Source organism: Cellulomonas terrae (assembly GCF_007990265.1).
Taxonomy (GTDB): Bacteria; Actinomycetota; Actinomycetes; order Actinomycetales; family Cellulomonadaceae; genus Cellulomonas; species Cellulomonas terrae.
On sequence record NZ_BJWH01000003.1, the window covers coordinates 78826 to 100066 of the forward strand.

Sequence of the window (21241 nt, forward strand, 5' to 3'; positions counted from 1 at the left end):
GGGCGGCTTACCGCGGGAGTGCATCGACATGTGCGGGGGCCGGGATCGGGGACAGGGCATCAGGCGCGGCCGCCCGCAGGCTACGTGCGCGTCGTCCCGGCCCGCGGACGTGACACGCGGCTGCGACCTCCGAGCCGGCCGAGTCGTTGACTGCGGGAGCCAATACATCCACAAATAGGGTGCTCTTCGTCTCGGCCGTGCCACCTGCCGCGCGTCTTCTGCCTCTACCCACCGACGCCCTCGCAAGAGGCACCGGGCTCGGGGGCTTGCTCTCCTTGGAGGTAACGGGTGAGGAAGGGCTCCAGTCGCGAGTCATCGACAGAAGGAAGCTCCAGCCGTACGCCCCATGCCGTGGCGACGAGCGGCGCTGCCAGTCCTTCGTAGGGGCTGACCAGCAGATAGGGGTTCTCGTCAGCCAGTGCGCGCAGTCGCTCGGAACCGGCGTCGCCGAGGCCGGGCCGGTAGGCGATCCACACGGCGCCGTGCTCTAGGGAGTGCACGGCGTTCTCGTCGCGGATGGGCTCGCTGTAGAACCCGCAGGTCTGCGGGAGTGGGTCGTGGTTTCCGCCGACCGGAGGCAGCAGCGTGCCCTGCTCGACGGGGGCCTCTGGTGCGGGCGTGGGCTCTGCGGGTTGCTCGGTGACGTCCGCGTACTGCACGTCCCCTTGGACGTGCGTGGCCTCCGACACGGGGAGGTCCTGCTCACCCTCGATGGGTGAACTCGCCACCGCCTCGACGGCGTCATTGCGCCGCTCCTCGTTGGTGAGGATCACGACCGTCGGAATGATCAGCGCGAGCAGCGTTGCGGCCACGATCCCGACGATGAACAACGTCCGACGGCGCTCCGCGCGCCTCTGGGCGGCTTGGAGCTGCAGCAGGCGTTCCTTGCGGGCTGCTCGGTCGTTGGATCGCTTGCCGTCTGGGCTCACGTGGGCTCCTCGGTGTCGTGCTCGGTGGCTATCGCCACACGCGTTCGGGTCTCACCGACCGGGCACACGTGGTCGGGCACGCCCACGATCGGCCATCGGAACAGCGCTTTCGCTTGCCGAACGACGAAGATCTGCTGAAGACGCTCGTCGAGACTCAACCCCTGTGGGCCCGGGCTGTCCGGACCTGGCGTGCGAGATCAGGGCGGGCCGCGCTCTCGGTCCGGCCCGGCGAGCCGCGTCAGGCGGCGGACGCCTGCCAGGTTCAGGAGCCGTCGGCCAGCGCCTCCACTCCAGGGACGAACTCCCAGTGCCAAGGCTCGTAGGGGCCGTCTCCGCCTCGGTGCGCCCAGTCAGGGTTCGCCCATCCGTAGACGGGCCCGACGTCATGGAGCCACCTTCCCCGCTCTCCGGCGTACGCCTCCGGGCATAGGTCCACCGCGAGACCCCACCCGTGGTTGCTCTGTCCGGCGGGTGCCGCCAGCCCACCCTTCTGGGAGCGAAGGGCTGCCTGTTCCTCGATGGAGCGATACCCGGACGACAGGCAGATCGGATCGCCGAACCGGGCGGTGTAGACGGAGTTCAGGTCGGTGATCGTGACGACCGCGTCCGCACGGTCCCTGTAGGGCTTTTGCCACAGGTCGCACAGGTCGGACTTGAGCAGGCGCCCGTTGCTCCCGCGGCCACTGAAGATGCCGGTGCAGTCCGATAGCTCGGTGCGGTCGGCCATGCGCGACGCGGCGTCTCCGCCTTCGCGAGGGTTCTCAGCGCTGAGCAAGGATGCAGGCGGCGCAAGAGAGTCTGCAGTGCTCAGCACCTGCAGGGTTGTGGGTCCGGTGCCCGCGACAGCGGACGCTTGGGCAGGACCCGGATCCCCCCACGGTTGCAGTGCCACGAACACAGCCACCATCGTCGCGAGCAAGCCAGCTCGCACCACGGACGCAGAGCTCCGGTTCTGAGCGACTCGCGCGCGAACGGAGCGACGGTCCCCGTCTCGCAGGGAGCGTCGGGTCGGGAGCGGGCCCGCACCGACGGACGAGCTCACGCGGCCGTCCGTCGGGCCGACGCGATGCTGCCATCGAACTCCGGCCAGCACAGGTGTCGGCGGCGCTGGTGCAGCGACCCAGCTGGTCGGCGTGCGCACTGAACTCGCGTCGTGGTCGTCACGGCCCGCCTGTCTCTTCACAGGGATCGGCCGCAGCGGCCGTGCGCGACGGTCGCGCCTCTTCGATCGTCGACGGCGCTGACGAACTCCTGCCTGCGACGCCGTCAAGGTTCCATGAAGATGCCCGACCGGAACTGCTTCGAGCGGTCCGCAAAGCCGTGCGGCGCCGACAGGCTTGGCGTGATGTGCGTGAGTTGAGGCGGAGACCCCGAGGGGCTGCTGCCGGGACGTCTAGGGCGACACCTGGCCCGCGGGCCCATTCGACCTGTCGATGACGAGTGGCTCGAGGGCGGCGGGCACGGGCGCCCGCCCAGGTCCCCCTTGGTCGAGCCAGCTCGCTAGCGCGCCGGTCAGCTCATCACCAGCGACACGCTCCAACCACACCGGGCGGCCCGATCGGCGCCGCCCGGATCGCGGAGACCTGGCCACGATGACGTCGCCGCGATTGCACTCGTCGAGGCACTCAGCCAACGTCAGGCGCGCGACGCCGAGCGCCTCGAGCTCGCGGAGGCGAGCAAGCTGTCCGCCTACACGCGGATCAGAATCGCCCAGCGTCTCGCCCACACAGAGTGAGCACGCCGTCAGGCCGGGCTTGGCAGTCGGAGGAGCGGCGACACTGCCAGTGCCGGGAGCAGCCTGAAGTGCGCTCTCGAGATTGCTGGGCAATGACCGTCAGCCAACTCGGATGAAGATCGGGCTCGACTGCCAGATCTCCCTGATCTGGATCGTCTTGCCGGGGCGAGGGGCATCGACCTGGAGGCCGTCACCTGCGTAGATCGCGATGTGGCCCGGGGACCAGATCAGATCGCCGGGCTGCGCGTCGGCGCGCGAGACGACGGTGCCGACGTTCCGCTGCGCGGAGGAGGTGCGCGGCAGCGAGATGCCGACCTGGGCGTAGACGTAGGACGTGAAGCCGGAGCAGTCGAAGCCGTCGGGGGTCGAGCCGCCGTAGACATAGGGCACACCGACGTATCGGGCGGCGATCTCGACGATCGCGTTGCCGTTGGCGCTCGCCGGCACGGCGACCGTGGGCTCGGCGCTCGCCGTCGCGGCGGCGGGTGCTGCGGCGCGCTCACGGGACCGAGAGGCCTGCGCCGCCGGCGCGGGCTCCGGCTCGGGCGCGGGGGCAGGCGCAACGGCGGTCACGGCAGGCGCCTCGAATGTCCATTCGACGTTCGACGGGGCCACCACCTGCTGCTCGAGAACCGCGCGAGCGTCCTGCGTGAGTCGCGCGGTGTCCACCGAGCCGCTCAGTGCGCCGGCTTCCGAGGTGCGCGCCGCGAAGGCTGGGGTACCGGACATCGACATGACGAGGCCGGAGGTGATGACGGCGGCCGCTGAGCGTCTCCCGGCTGTCGCCATTCCGTCGGCAGATGCCGCGGCGAGGTCGTCGAGGGCGGTCAGCGGGCGGCGAGCGGCGCGGTGGCGTGCGGGCATGGATGTCCTCTCGGACGCCTGCGAGGTGAGCTGTCGGGTTCGGGAGAGAGTCGCCCGGCCAGTGGTGCTGGCTTCACCCCAAGGACGCTGCTTGAGCGTCCACGATCCTGGTTCCCCCGTCCCTGCCATCGATGATCTGCGGAGCCTTCGGGCGGTGGCAGGGCTCGGCGCCCACCAGAAGACCGCGCCAGGGTGTCCCGGCTTCGACGATGGTAGGCATCGGTCCGGGCGGGTCAGGCCGTCACCTGCCTGACTTCATGAAACCTTCATCAGAGGCGGACGAACGGGGCGCGATGCGGCACGCGGCCTCGCGTTCGCTCGCCTCACTGATCCCGCGGCTGTCGCGTCCCCGGTCCGTGCAGCGCGGCTCGGCGGCTGGTGAACTCGGCCTCGTCGATCTCGCCGCGAGCGAACCGGTCCGCGAGCACGCTGTCGGGACTCGGGAGCGTGCGATCAGAGCCTCCCGGCGCCGACTGGCTGCCGGAGGCGCTGCGCACGATCCAGACGACGAGTGCCGCGACCAGGCCCCAGAAGACCAGCATCATCAGCGCCATCGCCACCCAGCCACCGGCGCCCCATCCGTCGTGTCCCCACCACATCATGGCGAACCACCTCTCGGTCATGAGATCTGGGGCGCGCCCCGACCTCGTCGTTCCACGCTGCGCCGGCCGGACCTGTCCGCGTAGGGGCGAACGTCCCGGGCTTCACTCAGAGACCGGCCAGCAGGTTCTGCATCTCCGTGATCTCCGCCGTCTGGGCGTCGATGATCGTGCCCGCGAGGGCCATGGCGTCGGGATTCAAGCCCTCGGCCTTCTCCTGCTCGGACATCTCGATGGCGCCGCGGTGGTGCGCCACCATGCGCTCGAGAAACGCCCGGTCGAACTCAGCCCCGTCGAGGTCGTCGAGCTCATCCATCACCTCGTCCTGGCTCATGCCGTCCATGTCCATTCCGCCCATGTCCATATCGTTCATGCCCATGTCGTGTGACGACTCTTCGCCCCAGCTGTCGAGCCAGCCGGTCATCAGGTCGATCTCAGGCCCCTGGGCAGCCTGGATCCGCTGGGCGAGAGCCTTCACCTCGGGGGTGGATGCTCGGTCGATGGCGACCTCAGCCATCTCAATGGCACCCTGGTGGTGCATGATCATCAGCTGCGCGAACTGGATGTCGGCGTCGTTGTGGGTCGCCGCGGTGCTCTGCGAGCTCTCTTCCGTGGTCGGCGAGTCGCCCGTCTCCGTGCTGCTCGAGCAGGCTGCGAGGGTGACGGCGAGGGCAACGGCAGTGGCAGAAGCGGTCAGGCGGCGGCGCATCGGGTTCATCGGTCAGGTCTCCCTCGAGCGGTTGCGGAGTTCGTAGGCCTTGTCCACCATCGCTCGGTACTGCCGCAACGGGGGTCGTCATTGCGTCAAGGTTTGATGAAGGTCCCCGAAGTGGGAGTCCGCTCCGCGACAATGGGTCTGGTGAGCAGCCCAGCACCGAGCGCGGCAGTACGCCGCGCGGTCGTCGTCGACGACGAAGAGCCGCTCTCGAACGTCATCGCCGGCTATCTGGAACGCGACGGCTTCGACGTCCATCAGGTCCACGACGGCGCCGAGGCCGTCCCGCTCCTGCGCGAGATCGACCCTGATCTCGTCGTCCTCGATCTCGGGCTCCCGGGTCTGGACGGCGTCGAGGTGTGCCGGCAGCTGCGGACGTTCTCGGACTGCTACGTCATCATGCTGACCGCACGGGCCAAGGAGGTCGACACCCTGCGAGGTCTCAGAGTCGGGGCGGACGACTACATGACGAAGCCGTTCAGCCCCCGCGAGCTCGTCGCGCGGGCGAACACCCTCCTACGGCGTCCGCGGCGCGTTCCAGGGCCCGGCCCCGAGGCGTCGTCGGTCATCGAGATCGGATCGCTCACGATCGATCCGCAAAGCCGCGAGGTCCGCGTGAGCGGCGAGCTCGTCCTACTGACGCGCACCGAGTTCGACGTGCTCGGGGCGCTCGCACGGCGTCCGAAGACCGTGCTGAGCAGGAGGTCGCTCATCGACGAGGTCTGGGGTCCCGGGTGGGTGGGCGACGAGCACCTGGTCGACGTGCACGTGCTCCACGTCCGAAAGAAGCTGGGCGACCAGTCCGGGCGACAACGGTTCATCCGCACCGTCCGCGGCGTCGGCTACCGCATCGGCACCGGCGCGTGAAGGCCAAGACCTCGCGCCGGTCAGCACGATGGGGTCTGGCCACTCGGCTCCAGGTCGGGAGCGTCCTCGTCCTCGCGGTCGGTGCCCTCACCGCGGCCATCGTCGTGACACTCGTCGGGCCCCCGCTCTTCCACGAGCACCTGCTGCACGCCGACCTGCGGGATCAGGACGAAGCGATCCTGCACGCCGAGGAAGCATTCAGATACGCCAGCGCCATCGCGCTGGCCTTCGCCATCGCGGCCGCCGCGCTTGCGTCGCTGGCGGTCAGCCTCGTGTTCACGCGCCGGATCGGGCGGTCGCTGTCGTCATTGTCGGAAGCCGCCGCGCGCGTCGGCTCCGGTCGGTACGACGCCCGCGTCGCGCCGCCGGAGATGGGGCCGGAGCTCGACGACGTGGCCGGCTCGTTCAACCACATGGCCGAGCGGCTTCAGGGAAGCGATCAGCTGCGCGAACGCCTGCTTGCCGACGTGGCGCACGAGGTCCGCACCCCGGTCGCCACGATCAGTGCCTACCTCGAGGCGGTGGAGGACGGAGTTCGCCCTCTCGATGCCACGACTCTCGCCCTGCTCCGAGCGCAGGCCATGCGACTCGCTCGTATCTCCGAGGACTTGGCCGCGGTCACGCAGGCCGAGAACGGTGAGCTGGAGCTCGAGCTGTGCGCCACCGCGCCGATCGACCTCGTCAACTCTGCCGTCGGTGCTGGCCGCGAGAGGGCCGCCGCAGGTGCAGTCCACCTCGATGGAGAGGCCGGTGAGGGCCTACCCATCGTGGTGGTGGACCCGCTGCGCATCGGTCAAGTCCTCGACAACCTCGTGAGCAACGCGATCCGTCACACGCCCGAGGGCGGGCGTGTGACGGTCGCGGCCGGGTGCTCGTCGGACGGGGCGGTCCGCTTCAGCGTGAGCGACACGGGCGACGGGATAGCCGCGGAGCATCTCCCGCACGTCTTCGAGCGCTTCTACCGTGTCGACACCGCTCGCGATCGCGGGCACGGCGGCTCGGGCATCGGGCTCGCCATCTCGCTCGCCTTGGCCCACGCCCATGGCGGCACGATCACCGCCGCGAGCCCCGGACCGGGCAAGGGAAGCACCTTCAGCGTCCTGCTCCCCCGCTGACTGCCTCCTTCACAGCCGTCGGCGTGAGCTCGCGGCCTACCTCCGTCGCGGGAAGCCGCAACCGCTTGAGCAGCAGGGCGTTGACGGCCACGATCACAGAGGACCCGGACATCGTCAGAGCGGCGATCTCAGGGCTCAGGGACAGGCCGAGCGACGGGTAGAGCACGCCTGCAGCGATGGGCAGGGCGAGGGCGTTGTATCCGATCGCCCAGCCCAGGTTCTGCCGCATCTTGCGCAGGGTCCCCTTGCCGATCCGCAGTGCGACCGCCACGTCGAGCGGGTCGGATCGCATCAGGACGACATCCGCGGTCTCGATCGCGACGTCCGTGCCTGCGCCGATGGCGATCCCGATGTCAGCCTTGGCGAGGGCTGGAGCGTCGTTGACGCCGTCGCCCACCATCGCCACCTTCCTGCCGGCGGCCTGCAGCCGACCGATCTGGTCGGCCTTGTCTCCGGGCAGGACCTCCGACACGACGGTATCGATGCCGAGCTGGCCGGCGATGCGACGGGCGGTCGCCTCGTTGTCGCCCGTCAGCATGACCACCTCGACTCCGGCATCGTGCAAGGCGACAACGGCCCCGGCGGCAGTGGGACGGACGGCGTCCGCCAGCGCGATGACGCCGACGACTCGGCCGTCCACCGCGACGAGAACTGCGGTCCTGCCAGACGCCGCGAGCTCGTCGCGCCGGTCGGAGAGCGCGTTGGGCTCCACCCCTTCCGCGATCATCAGCCGCCGGTTTCCGACGAGCACCCGCTGAGCGCCCACGACGGCCCCAGCACCGTGACCCGGCACGTTCCGGAAGCTGTCGGCGACGAGCACGGGGGCGTGCAGCTGAGCGGCGTGCGCGACGATCGCCTTCGCCAGGGGATGCTCTGACTCGCGTTCCACGGCGGCCGCCAGCGCGAGGACCTCCAGCTCGGACAGGTGCTCGACGATCAGGTCGGTGACCTCCGGCTCACCCTTGGTGAGGGTGCCGGTCTTGTCCATCACGACGGTGTCGATGCGTGCCGAGGTCTCCAGCGCGGTGGCGTTCTTGAACAGGATGCCGCGACGCGCGCCCAGGCCGGTGCCGACCATGATCGCGGTGGGAGTGGCGAGGCCGAGGGCGTCGGGGCAGGTGATCACTACCACGGTGATGGCGAACAGCATCGCCGTCGGCACGCTCGCACCCGCCAGCGTCCAGGCGAGGAAGGTAGCCGTTCCACCCACGAGGGCCACGAGCACGAGCCAGAACGCCGCACGGTCGGCCAGCCGCTGACCTGGCGCCTTGGAGTTCTGCGCCTCCTGCACCATCGCGACGATCTTCGCGAGGGCAGTGTCCGATCCGACTTTGGCCGCCCGGACGCGGAGGGTCCCTGTGGTGTTGATCGACGCGCCGATGACTTCGGATCCCGGCGCCTTGGACACCGGCAGGCTCTCGCCGGTGACCATCGACTCGTCGACCTCGGACTCACCCGCCTCGACGACCGCGTCGACGGGAACCTTGGCACCGGGCCGCACGAGGACCAGGTCTCCGACGACCACGTCAGCAGTGGGGACCTCGACCTCGGTTCCGTCGCGCAGCACGACGGCTGTGTCGGGAGCGAGCTCCAGAAGAGTCCGAACGGCGTCATTCGCGCCGCCCCGCGCTCGCATCTCGACCCAGTGGCCCAGCAGGACGAAGGTGGTCAGGACGGTGGCGGCCTCGTAGAAGACCTCACCGCCGCCGGTCAGGGTGATCCACAGGCTGTACAGCCACCCGGTGCCCACACCGACCGCGACCAGAACCATCATGTCCAGCGTCCGCGCTCGCAGCGCCCGATAGGCACCGTCGAAGAAGATCCACGCCGAGTAGAAGATCACCGGCAGGGAGAGCAGCAGGCTGAACACGTCGTCACGCAGGCCGAACGGGGTTCCGGCCGAGAACCCGAGGAGCTCCCGACCGATCGGCGACCACAGCAGAATCGGGATCGACAACAGCAGCGCGACGAGGAATCGGTTGCGCATGTCGCGCACCATGTCCGCCATCGAGCCACCGACGTGGTGACCGCCGTGCCCCATCGCGTCCTGAGCAGACATCGGCGCGGTCGCACCGTGGCTCGCGCCCGCATCGCCGTGGTGCCCGTGAGCAGACCCGGCGCCCTGGTGCTGCAGCGCGACGTCACCGCTCGAAGCGGTCATCCGGCTGCTGGCCGGATCGTCCATCGGCTCGCAGATGTGATGCGGGACGGAGCGACCCTCGCAGTGGTAGCCGCACTCCGTGACCCAGCCCACGAGTTGGGCCAACGAGGTCTGGTCGGCGTCGTAGGTGACGTTCGCCGTCTGGGCGAGCGCGTTGGCCTCCACACCCAGGACACCGGGACGTCGGGCAAGCGCGCGTTCCACGATCGGCTCGGAGGTTGCCCAGTGCAGGCCCCCCACTTCCAGGACTGTCGTCTCCACCTTCATGACCGCTCCTACGTCTCGTCGGACCAGCGTGCTTTCATACCCCTAGGGGGTATGCATTGCCTGGCACAACGCGGGCGACAGCAGGAAACATCCCGTCGAACTCTGAAGATCTCATGAAGTCGGTCCCGTGGCGGGCACGGTCACGAATCGCCGCCGATCTGTCCTCCGCGGACGGCGACGCGACTGGTCACGGCTGCGCGCCCGACTCCAGCACGTGGTGGCCCGCACACGTGTGAGCCTGCTTGGGGGGTGTCGCCGCGGCATCGTGTTCCGCGGACTCCTCGCGGCAGCACTGGTCGGCCGTGCCGTTCTCCTTGCAGCAACCGGTCATGTCAGATTCTCCGAGATCTCGTAGGTGGGGTTCGGTCAGAGGCTGAGTGTGCCTAGAGCCGGCTCGTGGCCTCATCGAGCAGCTCCTTGGGTTCCAGCCACATGGAGGGGTAGTTCCCGTACCACTGCTGGACACCGTCGGCGTCGATGAGGACGAACCCGTGGCCCGGGAGGCCTTCGTGCATGCCGGTGCCGAGCGTTCCGTACGCCTTCGAGACCTTGCCGTCGTCCAGCAGGAACGGGCTGGCCACGCCGAGCCGGTCGCGGTCGGCGTTGATCTGAACGGCGGTGTTCATGACGATCGGCAGCACGGTGATCCCGGCCGCGGCGAACCCTGGCTCCTTCTCGATCTCGGCCATCTGCTGCAGGCAGGCATCACACCCCGCGCCTTCGTTGAAGTACAGGATTACGGGTTCACCCAGGAACGACGAGAGGGAGACCGTCTGCCCGTCCGAGGTCGGGAGGGTGAACCCGGGCGCCTGGCGTGCCTCCGCCGAGACGACCGGTCGCGAGCTGAGCAGCGCCGCCGTCACGAGGACCGCGACGACCAGGAAGCCTGCACCCCATGCGCCCAGGCCGAGGCGTCGACGCCGGCGCTTGGCGCGGGCCTCGATCTGCCTGAGCTCCTCGAGTCGGTGCTGGTGCTCGGCCTGGCGACGGCTGGCGGTTCCGGAGGTCATCGCGCTGTTCCTTGCTGTGAGGTCGGGGTGGTCGGGGAATGGCAGGAGGGGACGTCGGCGATCGCCGCATCGGCCAGCGACGGGTGCCCATCAACGGGCTCGGTGTGCACGTCAGGAGTGGAATCCACGAGTGGTCGACCAGCCCGGCGGCGACGTTCGGAGAGCATCGCCACCACGAAAACCCCCACAAGGAGCAGCAGCGCTGCTCCGAGGATCGGTTCCGGAACGGGGCTGACGAACCGCTGGACCGCCAGGAAGATGTCGGTGAGCGTGCTCGCTGCCGTGTCCTGGGCCTGTGTGCCGCCGGTCATGTTGGCGTCACCGGCCAGCGCGATGATGAACACGCCCATCACGACGAAGCCGACGGCCACCGCGATGTTCAGAGTGTTGGTCACGACGACGCGGCCGGCGATGCGGATGCGGACCAGCTTGGCGCGCATGAGCTTGCGCTCCCCCAGCCTCGCCTTGTCCCAGATGAGAGCCATCACGAACAGCGGGAAGACCATGCCGAACACGTAGGCCAGTCCCAGGGTCAGCCCGCCGATGGCCGAGCCGGACAGCGCGGACAGGGTCATGATACCGGCGAGCACGGGCGCGCAGCAGCTGGAGGCCACGCCGGAGAAGACACCGAGCGCGAAGAAGCTGGCCGAGTCGCCGCGGCTGGTGTCCGGGGCGCGCAGGAAGCTGGGCAGCGACCACATCTTTCCCGACAGCGCGAGCACGGCGAGCGCGATCATGAGCAGCCCACCCGCCCAGTACAGCGGGCCGTGATATCTCGCGATCGCACCGGAGAGCAGGCTCATCCCGAGCGTGATCGGCACCAGCACCAGGGCCAAGCCCGCAGCGAAGATGAAGGTCAGCGGCAGCAGGCGCCACCGGCGGTTCTTGATCGCACCGGCCAGGTAGCTGGGCGCGAGAAACACGATGCAGCACGGCGCGAACAGAGCCACGCCACCGGCGAAGAACGCCGCCAGGATGCTCCCCGTGGTCAGGAGCTCGGCGCCCACCTCATGCCCCCACAGACGACGCGGGCTGCGGAGCGGCCGCATTGCGCCGATCAAGCAGCTTGGCCAGCTTCTTGCGCGGCAGCCGCCCGGCGCTGAAGTACGCACCGTCGACCAGCACGAGCGGGTTCATCGCGGGACGGTGCAGTGCGACCAGCGACGCCCCCTCCGCGGACTCCAGCTCGACCACCCGCACCGCGAGGGGCAGCGTCGAGGACAGGTCGGCGAGCGCCTCGACAGCGTCGTCACAGAGATGGCACGCCTCGGCGTGGACGACGACCACCGGTACTGGTGGGGTCGAGGTCGGCTCGTTCACGGGGTCTCCAGCGGGTGGTGGGTTTCAGTACTGGCACCACACTCTCCGGCTCACGCTTTGCCTGCCGTCGCGGTTCGATGAGCGTTTGATGAAGTCATCGAGCTGGGCTCTGTGGTCCCGCGAGGCGGCCGCCGGTGCCAGCCACAATGGGCTTCATGGCCATCCAGACACCGTCGCCACGACGCGCACTCGTGATCGACGACGAGAAGGCCTTGGCCACACTCGTCGCCGGCTACCTCGAACGGGACGGGTTCGAGGTGCACCTCGCCTACGACGGCCCCGAGGGCCTCGACGCTGCCCGGTCGGTCGATCCGGACGTCGTCGTGCTGGACCTGGGACTTCCGGGGCTCGACGGCGTCGAGGTCTGCCGCCAGCTGCGCACCTTCTCCGACTGCTACGTGGTGATGCTCACCGCCAGGGCCGACGAGATCGACACCTTGATCGGCCTGTCGGTCGGAGCCGACGACTACATGACCAAACCGTTCAGCCCCCGCGAGCTCCAGGCGAGGATCGCCGCCCTGCTCCGCCGTCCGCGGCGCGCTGCTCATGGCATCGAGTCACCGAGCGACCCGCTGCGCATCGGCGCCCTCTCGATCGACCTGCCCGCCCGCGAGGTGCTCCTGGAGGGCCAGCCTGTGCCACTCACGCGGACGGAGTTCAACGTGCTCGCAGCCCTTGCCGCCAGCCCGCACATCGTCTTCACCCGCCGCGTCTTGATCGAGGCCGTCTGGGGGGACAACTGGGTCGGCGACGAGCACCTGGTCGACGTCCACGTGCTGCACGTGCGGCAGAAGCTCGGCGACACGGCGGACGCCCAGCGGTACATCCGCACCGTCCGAGGCATCGGCTACCGCATCGGAACCGGCGGATGAGATGGCCGGGAGAGTCCCGACGGGGGCTGGCTGGCCGGCTCATGGCAGCGCTGACCCTCGTGGTCGTGGCAGGCGGGATCACCGCGTGGATCGTCGCAGGAGCGGTTGGCCCGGCGGTCTTCCACGAGCACATGGTCGAGGCCGGAGTCGAGGCCGAGCCCATGGCCGTAATGCACGCCGAGGAAGCGTTCCAGTCGGCCAGCGCTTTGGCCCTCGCCATCGCGCTCGCGGCGTCCGTGGTCGCGTCGTTGGCTGTGAGCCTGTTCCTGACACGGCGCATCGCGTCCTCCCTCGGCACCCTGTCCGCGGCGACGACCCGCATCGCGGCGGGGCATCTCGACTCACGCGTGGCCCGTCCGTCGCTCGGTGTCGAGTTCGATCAGCTCGCCGATGCGTTCAACGACATGGCGCGCCAGCTCGAGGAGAGCGACGCGCTGCGACAGCGCCTGCTCGCGGACGTGGCTCACGAGGTCCGCACTCCTGTCGCGGTCATCGGCGCCTACCTCGAGGGACTGGAGGACGGGGTGGCCACTCTGACGCCGCAGACCGTGAGGGTGCTGCGCGACCAGGGCACCCGTCTGGCGCGCCTCGCGGCGGACCTCGCGGCGGTGACAAAGGCGGAACAGGGGGCGCGCAACCTGGTTCTCGCGCCTACCTCCCCTGACGCACTCCTGACCACGGCGTTCGACGCCGCCAAGGGCCGGTACGTCACCGCGGGTGTCGATCTCACCCTGAACGTCGAACCGGGGCTGCCCACCCTCGCGGTCGACGCCGATCGGATGAGCCAGGTCCTGGGGAATCTGCTCGACAACGCATTGCGCCACACCCCGCAGGGCGGATCGGTGCGCCTCGGTGGCCGCCTGACGGAGGACCGTCGCGTCCGGCTGACGGTCGCTGACACCGGCGAGGGCATCGACCCCGGCCAGCTGGGCCTCGTCTTCGAACGCTTCTACAGGGTGGACACGGCCCGCGACCGGGACCGCGGCGGTTCGGGGATCGGCCTGGCGATCGTTCGCGCGATCGTCCAGGCGCACGGCGGCACAGTGACGGCCCAGAGCGCGGGGCTGGGCCAGGGGTCGACGTTCGACGTCGAACTGCCTGCCGCGCCGCGCTGATCGGCTGCCCGACGATGGGCGCTGGCCGTAGCGCTCGCGCCGGGAATCCTCTCGGCGGGTCGGTCTGGCGTCAGCCGCGCAGTCGCCCGTCAGGACGCCGTGCGCCGAAGGCCTTCTGCTCGGGCGTCCCGTTCCTGCGCGAATCGCGCCCCGAGTCCTCCGGGGCGCTCTGATGTTCCTCAGAGCGCATCGTGAAGAGCATCACGACCAACATCGCAGGGCAGACCAGCACGAACGCCCAGAGCAGCGCATCGGTCGCGCTGACGCCGAAGAGGAGAAGCCCGACGAGGGCCACGCCTCCCGCGATGAGCATGTACGTGATGTGACGCTTCATCGGTACCCCTCCTTCGCTACGGTCGACGCCGCGTCGAGCTCGCCCACCAGTGACCTGTACGTCTCCGGACCGATCTCTCCCGAGGCGAGACGGCCGTCGAGCGTGGTGCGGGCGTCGCCGGCGCCCTGCGTCGGGAACATGCGACTCACCGCCCACACTGCGAGCCCCACGACGACCGCCCAGAACGCGACCATCGTCACCCAGCCCCCCGCACTCATCTGAGCGCACCACGGAAGCATGGCCATCTCCTCCCGTTCGATCGGACGCCGTCCGGCATCTATGGCTCACTCTCGCGAGCGGCCATCAAGAACGGAGCGGCAATCGATGAAGAGGCGCTGAAGATTCCAACGAGTCCCTTTTCCGGCTCGTCCAGGAGGTTCTCCGGACCCAGGCTCTGCGCCGCCATCGTCGACCGCTCACCTCGGTTGGAACGTGATCGACACCAGCGCGACGCCCTACCGACTCGCGAACACCCGCGCCCAGCGGCCTGGCAGAGCCCTTGGGTGTCGCGCGTGCTTGTGCGAGCCTGGCGGGAACGAGGAGGCGTCACGCACGCGGGAAACGGTCAAGATGCGCTGCAACCGACGCCAGCCTGCGGTTGCTGTGGGCGTGAGGCGAGCCGGCTTGCTGAGCTGGGGTCGACGCTCCGATTGTTCATCTGCCGACCGTGCGCGCTCTGGGCGTGGCGGCGGGCGGCGCGCCGCCGACGAGGTCAGACGGTCGGTATGACGTCGCAGACGCCGTCCTCGCGGCAGGTCGCCGGGTCGAGGGTGGCGGCGCGGTCCCGGAGCCGCCGGACCTCCACGCGCGTCGCCTCCAGCTCCCTGATGCGCTCGTCGAGCGCGGCGGCGTGCCGGTTCAGCAGAGCGGTGACGTGCCCGCAGGGTGGGCCCTCGTCGTCCCGGACCTCGATGACCGTACGAATCTCAGCAAGGGTGAGCCCGGCCGCCTGGGCGGCGCGGACGAAGCGGAGGCGCGCAAGCGCGGGCTCGTCGTAGTCCCGGTAGCCCGACGCGGTCCGGGCGGGCCCGGGCAGGAGCCCGGCCTGCTCGTAGAACCGCAACGTCTTCGTGGTCAGGCCAGCGCGCTCCGCCAGTTCCCCGATCTGCATCCCCGCATGCTACGGCCTTGACCTTGACCTGCGCTGGAACGTCTACGGTCCGCCGATGGACACCATGTGGGACCTCGTCGTCATCGGCAGCGGAGGCGCGGCGATGGCCGCCGGGATCGAGGCACGCTCACGCGGAAGGTCCGTCCTCCTGGTCGAGCACGGAGCGCTGGGCGGGACGTGCCTCAACGTCGGGTGCGTGCCGAGCAAGAACCTGCTCGCGGCCGCCGGGCGTCGGCACCGCGCCTCAGTCAACCCGTTCCCGAGCACACCGACCAACGCCGGGGGCGTGGACCTCCAGGCGCTCATGGCACAGAAGCAGGAGCTGATCGACCGGCTGCGGCAGGCCAAGTACACCAACGTCGCCGACGCGCACGGCTTCCCCATCCGCACCGGCCACGCCCGCTTCGTCGACGAGCAGACGCTCCAGGTCGGCGGCGAGACGGTCGCCGCTGCCGCCTACGTCGTGGCAACCGGGTCGACTGCACACACGGCGGACCTGCCGGGCATGGGCACACTGGATCCGCTGACCAGCACAACGGCGATGGAGCTGCCTGCCCTCCCCGCGTCGATGGTGGTGCTCGGCGGTGGGGACGTCGGGCTGGAGCAGGCTCAGCTGTGGGCGCACCTGGGCGTCCAGGTCACCCTGGTTGGCCGGCTCGCGCCGCGCGCCGAACCGGAGGTCGCGGACGTGCTTCGGGCCGTGTTCGCCGACGACGGCATTGCGGTCGTCGAGGAGCGCGCGGTCGAGGTCGAGCAGACCGCCGCCGGCACCGTGCTGGTGCGCACCGATCGGGGCACCGAGGTGAGCGGGCAGCGCCTCCTGGTGGCAACCGGCCGGCACGCGAACACGGACAGCCTTGGACTCGACGCCGCCGGTGTCACGACGAACGACCGCGGCTTCATCACGGTTGACGAGCACCAGCGCACCAGCAACCCGCGGATCTACGCTGCTGGCGACGTGTCCGGCGCTCCCCAGCACGTCTACGTCGCGGCTCAGACTGGGCACGTCGCTGCCGCCGGCGCGCTCGGCGAACCCGGCACCGTCGACTACCGCGGCCTGCCAGCGGTGACGTTCACGAACCCCCAGCTGGCATCCGTCGGGCTCACCGAGGCCCAAGCTCTCGCGGTCGGGCACGACTGCGACTGCCGAGTCCTCCGCGCCGGAGACATCCCCAGGGCGCTCGTCAACCGCGACCCCCACGGGGTCCTCAAGCTCGTCGTCGACGCCCGCACTCGCAAGATCCTCGGGGTCCACGCTGCACTCGACGGCGCCGGGGACGTGATTCTCGCCGCGACCTACGCGGTCAAGTACGGCCTCAGCGTCGACGACGTCGCCGACACCTGGGCGCCATATCTGACGATGAGCGAGTCACTGCGGATCTGCGCAGGACTGTTCCGTAGCGACAAGCCCACGAGCTGCTGCGCGTGACCGACAAGCAGCAAGGGCGGCCCGACCGCGGCAGATGACGGCTCGCGCTCGCCGTCTAGGCCGTCCCCTGCGGGACGAGACGGCCGCGTAGGCGGCTAACGGGGCTGGTTCGTCCTGCAAGGGCCGGTAACGCGGCCAGAACGGCGATGGCCTGACTACACGATGCCATCGCCCGTGCTCGAGTGACTTTCATCGAACGTTGATCGCACGCCAGCCGGACCGGAGGGCATCAGGGCCCAGCGTGGTCGTCGGGCGCCCCGTCGCGCCATCGGCCGACGGCACCGCCGCCGGGTCCAGGAGGGAGACACGTGCTACCGGTGCTGTTCTCGATCGGCAGCTTCCACGTCCAGAGCTACGGCGTCAGCAAGGCCGTCGCTGCGATCGTGGCGATCTGGCTGCTCGGTCGTGCGTTCGCGCGCCTCCGTCTGCCGAAGGAGTCTGCGACCACGCTCGTGCTGTGGGCCACCATCTGGGGGTTCGTCGGCGCCAAGGCCTATTACGTCTTGGAGCACCTGTCCGACTTCAGCTTGCACCACCTGGGCGGCATGGGCTTCACCTGGTACGGCGGTCTGATCGGCGGTGTCATCGCGGCACTCGTGGTCATCCGGCGCCACGGCCTGCCCGCGGCCGAGGTGGCGGGCGCCGCGGCAGCGCCGCTCGCCCTCGCCTACGGCATCGGTCGGATTGGCTGCTTCCTGTCCGGAGACGGGACCTACGGCACACCCACTGCGCTGCCGTGGGGCGTCGCCTTTCCCGACGGCGTCGTTCCGTCGACCGTGCCGGTGCATCCGACGCAGCTGTACGAGACCGTCGCCGCCGTGCTGATCGCTGTGATCCTCTGGCGCCTCGAGCGCCGCCTGGCGCCGGTCGGGGTCTTCGGCGCCTACCTCGTGCTCTCCGGCATCTCCCGATTCCTCGTGGAGTTCCTGCGCATCAACACCCCGGTGCTCGGCGGACTGACACAACCCCAGCTGTGGGCGGTGGTCGGCGTCGTGGTCGGTGGTGTGGCAATCGCGCGGGCCGGTCTGCGCGTCGAACACCGTCAGTCGCGGCCGATCGCACCCGCCACGTTGGCGCCCACGCATGAGTCCGGCGTTCAGCCGGTTTCTTGAGCGGTTCTTGACCCGACCTCAGCACTCCATGCGTGCCTCACGCAGGACGCTGCAAGCAGCCGGTTCTCCTGTGTTGTGCAGTCGGGCGACCGTGTGAACGACAGCAGACCGCGGACCTAGATCGAAGGAGTCGATGACCATGAACCACAGCGGGCTCGGGCATGTGAAGTGGATGGCGCTGACAGCGGCAGGGTTGTTCGGTGTCCTCCTGCTCTTCGGCAACTCGGCTGGGGAGGCCCTGCGGTACGCCATCCTCCTCGCCTGCCCGCTCATGATGGTCGGGATGATGTTCGGCGGACACTCCGGACACGGCACTCAGGGCAGCGACGAGGCGAGTGCACCCCGGCAGGGCGACGTGGACGAACCCGTCGGCCACCGCCACACCTCGTAGCACCCCTGCCTCCGCGCCGGGACACCACCCGCTTGACCTCACCTGGTGGGGTCAACCGTCTCGACACATACCCCTAGGGGGTATCGTCGGGCATCGTCAGCACACACACACGCCAGAGGAGTACGCCATGAGCACCACCAACTACGAGGTCACCGGGATGACCTGCGGCCACTGCGTCTCGTCCGTCACGGCCGAGATCACCAAGCTCGCCGGAGTGCAGAGCGTCGACGTCGCTCTGGTGCGGGACGGCACGTCTCGCGTAGTCGTCAGCAGCGACGCACACCTCTCGCTGGACGACGTCCGCGCGGCCGTGGACGAGGCGGGATACGAGCTCGTCGGCGAGTCGGCGTGAACGATGCCGGCCGGCTCGCAGCCTTCGGGCTCGCGCTCGCAGCGGCACTCGGCGCCGGCCTCGGCGCCGGGGCCGCGGTCGGGCCGATCGACATGGCCCCGTCACCGTCGACCGTGAATCAGAGCGGTGACATGCCTTCCGACCACGACTGACCCACCAGAACGGAGATCCGGTGACCCAGGCCATCGAGCTCGAGATCGGCGGAATGACCTGCTCGTCCTGTGCCGCGCGGATCGAGAAGCGACTCAACCGCATGCCCGGGGTTGAGGCGAGCGTCAACTACGCGACCGAGAAGGCAACAGTCACGCTGGCCGAAGGCACCACGATCGACGAAGCCGTCGCCGTCGTCGAGGCGACCGGCTACACGGCCCGCCCTCGAACCGCCAAGCAGGCACCGGTTGCCGAGACGGACCCCGCGGGCGCCGGAGATGGGACCGCCGCCCTGCGCCACCGGCTCGTGCTCTCTGCCGCCCTCACCACGCCCGTACTGGCACTGTCGATGGTCGAGCCGCTGCAGTTCGACAACTGGCAGTGGCTCTCCCTGACCCTCGCGGCACCCGTGGTGGTCTGGGGCGCCTGGCCGTTCCACCGTGCAGCCTGGGCCAACGCCCGGCATGCTGCCGCGACCATGGACACGCTGATCAGCGTGGGAGTCCTGGCGGCTTTCGGGTGGTCGCTGTACGCCCTGTTCTTCGGGGAGGCCGGCCGGCCCGGGATGCGGATGGCCTTCGACATCATCCCAGACCGCGGTGGAGGCGGCCACGAGATCTATCTCGAGGTGGCGGCAGCAGTCACTGTCTTCATCCTCCTCGGTCGCTACTTCGAGGCCCGCGCCAAGCGACGCTCCGGCGCGGCGCTTCGTGCGCTGATGGAGCTCGGCGCCAAGGACGTCGCGGTGCTGCGTGGCGGCGCCGAGGTGCGGATCCCGGTGGACGACCTGGCCGTCGGTGACGAGTTCGTCGTCCGACCCGGGGAGAAGGTCGGGACGGACGGCGTCGTCGTGGACGGGGCGTCGGCTGTCGACGCTTCCATGCTCACCGGTGAGCCGGTCCCGGTGGAGGTCGGGCCGGGCGACACCGTCGTCGGCGCCACGGTGAACGCTGGTGGCCGCCTGCTCGTCCGTGCGACCCGCATCGGAGCCGAGACGCAGCTCGCCCAGATGGCCCGCTTGGTGGAGGAGGCGCAGACCGGGAAGGCACCTGTACAGCGGCTCGCGGACAGGATCTCTGCCGTGTTCGTGCCGATCGTCATCGCGCTCGCCGTCGCCACGCTCGGGTTCTGGCTCGGTGCCGGAGCAGGGGCCGAGTCGGCGTTCACCGCCGCCGTGGCCGTGCTCATCATCGCCTGCCCGTGCGCACTCGGTCTGGCCACGCCCACCGCCCTCATGGTGGGCACCGGCCGGGGCGCACAGCTGGGCATCCTGATCAAGGGTCCGGAGGTCCTCGAGTCCACCCGCCAGGTCGACACCGTCGTCCTTGACAAGACCGGGACCCTCACCGCCGGGCAGATGCAGCTCGTCGAGGTGCGGCCCGCCGCGGGCACGGCGCGGGACGACGTGCTGCGGCTAGCCGGTGCGCTGGAGGACGCCTCGGAACACCCGATCGCCCGGGCTATCACTGCAGGTGCGCGGAGCGAGCTAGGCATCCTGCCGGCCGTGGAGCAGTTCTCGAACAGCCAGGGGCTGGGGGTCTCCGGAGTCGTCGAGGGACACGCCGTCGCTGCGGGGCGGGTGTCGTGGACGGCGGAGCAGTGGGCCCAGCACCTGGACCCCGAGCTGCACGCGGCTCTCGAGCACGCCGAGTCGGCCGGGCGCACGGTCGTGGCCGTCGGATGGGACCGCGCAGTCCGCGGTCTGCTGGTCGTGTCCGACACGCTCAAGCCGACGTCCCGTCAGGCGGTCGCCGAGCTCAAGGCGCTCGGCCTGCGACCGGTTCTGCTGACCGGTGACAACCGCCGCGCCGCACGGACGATCGGTGCCGAGGTCGGGATCGACGAGATCGTTGCCGAGGTCATGCCCAAGGACAAGGTTCGCGTCGTGCGCGAGCTGCAGGACAGCGGACGGGTCGTGGCGATGGTGGGCGACGGCGTGAACGACGCGGCCGCACTTGCTCAGGCGGACCTGGGCATCGCGATGGGGACTGGAACCGACGTCGCCATCGAGGCGAGCGACCTGACGCTCGTCCGCGGTGACCTACGCGCGGCTGTCGACGCCGTACGTCTGTCGCGCAAGACGTTGACCACGATCAAGGGCAACCTCTTCTGGGCCTTCGCGTATAACGTCGCCGCGATCCCGCTCGCTGCCTCCGGGTTGCTGAACCCGCTGATCGCAGGGGCGGCCATGGCGTTCTCGTCGGTCTTCGTGGTGACCAACAGCCTGCGACTGCGGCGATTCCGCGCCGTGTCGGTCGGCGCATTCGCGCAAGCGAGCACGCGGGTCCCGCCGCGGCTCGAAGTGGCCGCATCGAGCTGACGGCCCCTCATCCCAGCCGCAAACGGTCCGCCCCCAGAGTTCAGACGTCACCCGTGGTGACCCACGTGCTCCGTGGGTGCGACGTCCTGCGTTGGGGAGTCGACGCCGCTCAAGCGCGGACCGATGACGAACGTGGACAGGGCAAACATCCCAGCGAACAGCAGCAGTGCGATCGCGGGCGCCCACCAGCTCGAGAACCGCCGCCGGAGCCGGATCAGGAACGGGACGGACAACGCCAGGCCCAGCGCGCCGAAGACGACGGTTCCGCCCGCTCCGGCTACCAGTGCCGTGCCCACGAGCGGACCGACGTGGTGCAGGATGTGCGGCGCTGCACCGGAGACGGCGCCGAGAGCACCGTTGAGCGCGGTCCAGAAGGTGCGCCCGCCGGACGTGCGCGCGGCCATAGCCGGCACGGGTGTAGCCATCGACTCTTCTCTCACAGCCTCCATGTGCTCAGGATGTGCGAGACCGGC

At 69.7% G+C, this 21241-nt stretch carries 23 protein-coding genes and 1 riboswitch; of the genes, 10 read left to right on the forward strand and 13 right to left on the reverse strand.

Annotation, left to right across the window (positions count from 1 at the left end):
• Nucleotides 1-224 precede the first annotated feature (224 nt).
• The 5 genes from CTE05_RS04310 to CTE05_RS04335 all read right to left on the reverse strand — a co-directional run bounded on the left by CTE05_RS04310 (nt 225) and on the right by CTE05_RS04335 (nt 4845).
• Nucleotides 225-929: a thioredoxin-like domain-containing protein gene (locus CTE05_RS04310; protein ID WP_222595408.1), complete on the reverse strand. Its 705-nt coding sequence runs from the start codon at nt 927-929 to the stop codon at nt 225-227.
• A 262-nt stretch (nt 930-1191) separates the two neighbouring features.
• Nucleotides 1192-1656: a M15 family metallopeptidase gene (locus CTE05_RS04315; protein WP_186814731.1), complete on the reverse strand. Its 465-nt coding sequence runs from the start codon at nt 1654-1656 to the stop codon at nt 1192-1194.
• A gap of 1107 nt (nt 1657-2763) precedes the next feature.
• The gene (locus tag CTE05_RS04325) at nt 2764-3528 is read right to left on the reverse strand and encodes a C40 family peptidase (protein ID WP_146844891.1); all 765 of its coding nucleotides are present in this window, start codon (nt 3526-3528) and stop codon (nt 2764-2766) included.
• Nucleotides 3529-3679, reverse strand: a riboswitch (cyclic di-AMP (ydaO/yuaA leader).
• 172 nt (nt 3680-3851) lie between these two features.
• Nucleotides 3852-4130, reverse strand: a complete 279-nt coding sequence (locus CTE05_RS04330; RefSeq protein ID WP_146844892.1) for an SHOCT domain-containing protein — start codon at nt 4128-4130, stop codon at nt 3852-3854.
• A gap of 106 nt (nt 4131-4236) precedes the next feature.
• Complete coding sequence (locus CTE05_RS04335) at nt 4237-4845, reverse strand: DUF305 domain-containing protein (protein WP_222595409.1); 609 nt, start codon at nt 4843-4845, stop codon at nt 4237-4239.
• A gap of 132 nt (nt 4846-4977) precedes the next feature.
• On the opposite strand from CTE05_RS04335, the gene CTE05_RS04340 reads away from it, so the two are divergent.
• A complete protein-coding gene (locus tag CTE05_RS04340; RefSeq protein WP_146844893.1) occupies nt 4978-5709 on the forward strand; it encodes a response regulator in 732 nt (243 codons plus the stop codon).
• Nucleotides 5706-6824, forward strand: coding sequence for a sensor histidine kinase (locus CTE05_RS04345; protein WP_146844894.1), 1119 nt, complete (start codon nt 5706-5708; stop codon nt 6822-6824). The genes CTE05_RS04340 and CTE05_RS04345 overlap by 4 nt, the downstream gene beginning before the upstream one ends.
• Here CTE05_RS04345 and CTE05_RS04350 read toward each other — a convergent pair.
• From CTE05_RS04350 to CTE05_RS04365, 4 genes are all read right to left on the reverse strand, one after another.
• A complete protein-coding gene (locus CTE05_RS04350) occupies nt 6802-9252 on the reverse strand; it encodes a heavy metal translocating P-type ATPase (RefSeq protein WP_146844895.1) in 2451 nt (816 codons plus the stop codon). The two genes, CTE05_RS04345 and CTE05_RS04350, sit on opposite strands and share 23 nt — an antisense overlap.
• Nucleotides 9253-9635: 383 nt before the next feature.
• Entirely contained in the window at nt 9636-10262 is a 627-nt protein-coding gene (locus CTE05_RS04355) for a peroxiredoxin family protein (RefSeq protein ID WP_146844896.1), read from the reverse strand.
• Nucleotides 10259-11269, reverse strand: coding sequence for a cytochrome c biogenesis CcdA family protein (locus CTE05_RS04360; RefSeq protein ID WP_146844897.1), 1011 nt, complete (start codon nt 11267-11269; stop codon nt 10259-10261). The genes CTE05_RS04355 and CTE05_RS04360 overlap by 4 nt, the downstream gene beginning before the upstream one ends.
• A 1-nt stretch (nt 11270) precedes the next feature.
• Nucleotides 11271-11582: a glutaredoxin gene (locus tag CTE05_RS04365; protein ID WP_146844898.1), complete on the reverse strand. Its 312-nt coding sequence runs from the start codon at nt 11580-11582 to the stop codon at nt 11271-11273.
• A gap of 146 nt (nt 11583-11728) precedes the next feature.
• Between CTE05_RS04365 and CTE05_RS04370 the strand changes: the two genes are divergently transcribed.
• Nucleotides 11729-12454, forward strand: a complete 726-nt coding sequence (locus tag CTE05_RS04370) for a response regulator (protein ID WP_146845112.1) — start codon at nt 11729-11731, stop codon at nt 12452-12454.
• A 41-nt stretch (nt 12455-12495) separates the two neighbouring features.
• Complete coding sequence (locus CTE05_RS04375; protein ID WP_246123256.1) at nt 12496-13569, forward strand: sensor histidine kinase; 1074 nt, start codon at nt 12496-12498, stop codon at nt 13567-13569.
• Between the two features lie 70 nt (nt 13570-13639).
• Here CTE05_RS04375 and CTE05_RS04380 read toward each other — a convergent pair whose 3' ends face one another.
• The 3 genes from CTE05_RS04380 to CTE05_RS04390 form a co-directional block, all read right to left on the reverse strand.
• Entirely contained in the window at nt 13640-13903 is a 264-nt protein-coding gene (locus CTE05_RS04380) for a hypothetical protein (RefSeq protein WP_146844900.1), read from the reverse strand.
• A complete protein-coding gene (locus tag CTE05_RS04385) occupies nt 13900-14121 on the reverse strand; it encodes a hypothetical protein (RefSeq protein ID WP_246123258.1) in 222 nt (73 codons plus the stop codon). The genes CTE05_RS04380 and CTE05_RS04385 overlap by 4 nt, the downstream gene beginning before the upstream one ends.
• Nucleotides 14122-14615: 494 nt before the next feature.
• The gene (locus CTE05_RS04390) at nt 14616-15014 is read right to left on the reverse strand and encodes a heavy metal-responsive transcriptional regulator (protein ID WP_186814732.1); all 399 of its coding nucleotides are present in this window, start codon (nt 15012-15014) and stop codon (nt 14616-14618) included.
• Between the two features lie 55 nt (nt 15015-15069).
• Between CTE05_RS04390 and merA the strand changes: the two genes are divergently transcribed.
• The 6 genes from merA (at nt 15070) to CTE05_RS04415 (ending at nt 20768) form a co-directional block, all read left to right on the forward strand.
• Nucleotides 15070-16443 (forward strand): mercury(II) reductase, encoded by a 1374-nt coding sequence (gene merA, locus CTE05_RS04395; RefSeq protein WP_146844902.1) that lies wholly within the window; start codon nt 15070-15072, stop codon nt 16441-16443.
• A gap of 317 nt (nt 16444-16760) precedes the next feature.
• On the forward strand, nt 16761-17555 hold the full coding sequence (locus CTE05_RS04400) for a prolipoprotein diacylglyceryl transferase (RefSeq protein WP_246123260.1): 795 nt from the start codon (nt 16761-16763) through the stop codon (nt 17553-17555).
• Nucleotides 17556-17688: 133 nt separating this feature from the next.
• On the forward strand, nt 17689-17946 hold the full coding sequence (locus CTE05_RS04405; RefSeq protein WP_146844904.1) for a DUF2933 domain-containing protein: 258 nt from the start codon (nt 17689-17691) through the stop codon (nt 17944-17946).
• A 127-nt stretch (nt 17947-18073) separates the two neighbouring features.
• Nucleotides 18074-18298: a heavy-metal-associated domain-containing protein gene (locus CTE05_RS04410; RefSeq protein WP_146844905.1), complete on the forward strand. Its 225-nt coding sequence runs from the start codon at nt 18074-18076 to the stop codon at nt 18296-18298.
• The gene (locus CTE05_RS20145; protein ID WP_186814733.1) at nt 18295-18450 is read left to right on the forward strand and encodes a hypothetical protein; all 156 of its coding nucleotides are present in this window, start codon (nt 18295-18297) and stop codon (nt 18448-18450) included. The genes CTE05_RS04410 and CTE05_RS20145 overlap by 4 nt, the downstream gene beginning before the upstream one ends.
• Before the next feature lie 20 nt (nt 18451-18470).
• Nucleotides 18471-20768 (forward strand): heavy metal translocating P-type ATPase, encoded by a 2298-nt coding sequence (locus CTE05_RS04415; RefSeq protein ID WP_371863346.1) that lies wholly within the window; start codon nt 18471-18473, stop codon nt 20766-20768.
• Nucleotides 20769-20815: 47 nt separating this feature from the next.
• On the opposite strand, the gene CTE05_RS04420 is transcribed toward CTE05_RS04415, so the two are convergent.
• Entirely contained in the window at nt 20816-21193 is a 378-nt protein-coding gene (locus CTE05_RS04420; RefSeq protein WP_246123262.1) for a hypothetical protein, read from the reverse strand.
• Nucleotides 21194-21241 lie beyond the last annotated feature (48 nt).

Excerpts from the sequence above, each read along its gene's own strand:
- CTE05_RS04315 (WP_186814731.1), bottom strand. The coding sequence starts at position 1,656 with ATGGCCGACCGCACCGAGCTATCGGACTGCACCGGCATCTTCAGTGGC.
- CTE05_RS04325 (WP_146844891.1), bottom strand. The coding sequence starts at position 3,528 with ATGCCCGCACGCCACCGCGCCGCTCGCCGCCCGCTGACCGCCCTCGAC.
- CTE05_RS04330 (WP_146844892.1), bottom strand. The coding sequence starts at position 4,130 with ATGATGTGGTGGGGACACGACGGATGGGGCGCCGGTGGCTGGGTGGCG.
- CTE05_RS04335 (WP_222595409.1), bottom strand. The coding sequence starts at position 4,845 with ATGAACCCGATGCGCCGCCGCCTGACCGCTTCTGCCACTGCCGTTGCC.
- CTE05_RS04340 (WP_146844893.1), top strand. The coding sequence starts at position 4,978 with ATGGGTCTGGTGAGCAGCCCAGCACCGAGCGCGGCAGTACGCCGCGCG.
- CTE05_RS04350 (WP_146844895.1), bottom strand. The coding sequence starts at position 9,252 with ATGAAGGTGGAGACGACAGTCCTGGAAGTGGGGGGCCTGCACTGGGCA.
- CTE05_RS04355 (WP_146844896.1), bottom strand. The coding sequence starts at position 10,262 with ATGACCTCCGGAACCGCCAGCCGTCGCCAGGCCGAGCACCAGCACCGA.
- CTE05_RS04370 (WP_146845112.1), top strand. The coding sequence starts at position 11,729 with ATGGGCTTCATGGCCATCCAGACACCGTCGCCACGACGCGCACTCGTG.
- CTE05_RS04375 (WP_246123256.1), top strand. The coding sequence starts at position 12,496 with ATGGCAGCGCTGACCCTCGTGGTCGTGGCAGGCGGGATCACCGCGTGG.
- CTE05_RS04380 (WP_146844900.1), bottom strand. The coding sequence starts at position 13,903 with ATGAAGCGTCACATCACGTACATGCTCATCGCGGGAGGCGTGGCCCTC.
- CTE05_RS04385 (WP_246123258.1), bottom strand. The coding sequence starts at position 14,121 with ATGAGTGCGGGGGGCTGGGTGACGATGGTCGCGTTCTGGGCGGTCGTC.
- CTE05_RS04390 (WP_186814732.1), bottom strand. The coding sequence starts at position 15,014 with ATGCAGATCGGGGAACTGGCGGAGCGCGCTGGCCTGACCACGAAGACG.
- merA (WP_146844902.1), top strand. The coding sequence starts at position 15,070 with ATGGACACCATGTGGGACCTCGTCGTCATCGGCAGCGGAGGCGCGGCG.
- CTE05_RS04405 (WP_146844904.1), top strand. The coding sequence starts at position 17,689 with ATGACCATGAACCACAGCGGGCTCGGGCATGTGAAGTGGATGGCGCTG.
- CTE05_RS04410 (WP_146844905.1), top strand. The coding sequence starts at position 18,074 with ATGAGCACCACCAACTACGAGGTCACCGGGATGACCTGCGGCCACTGC.
- CTE05_RS04420 (WP_246123262.1), bottom strand. The coding sequence starts at position 21,193 with ATGGCTACACCCGTGCCGGCTATGGCCGCGCGCACGTCCGGCGGGCGC.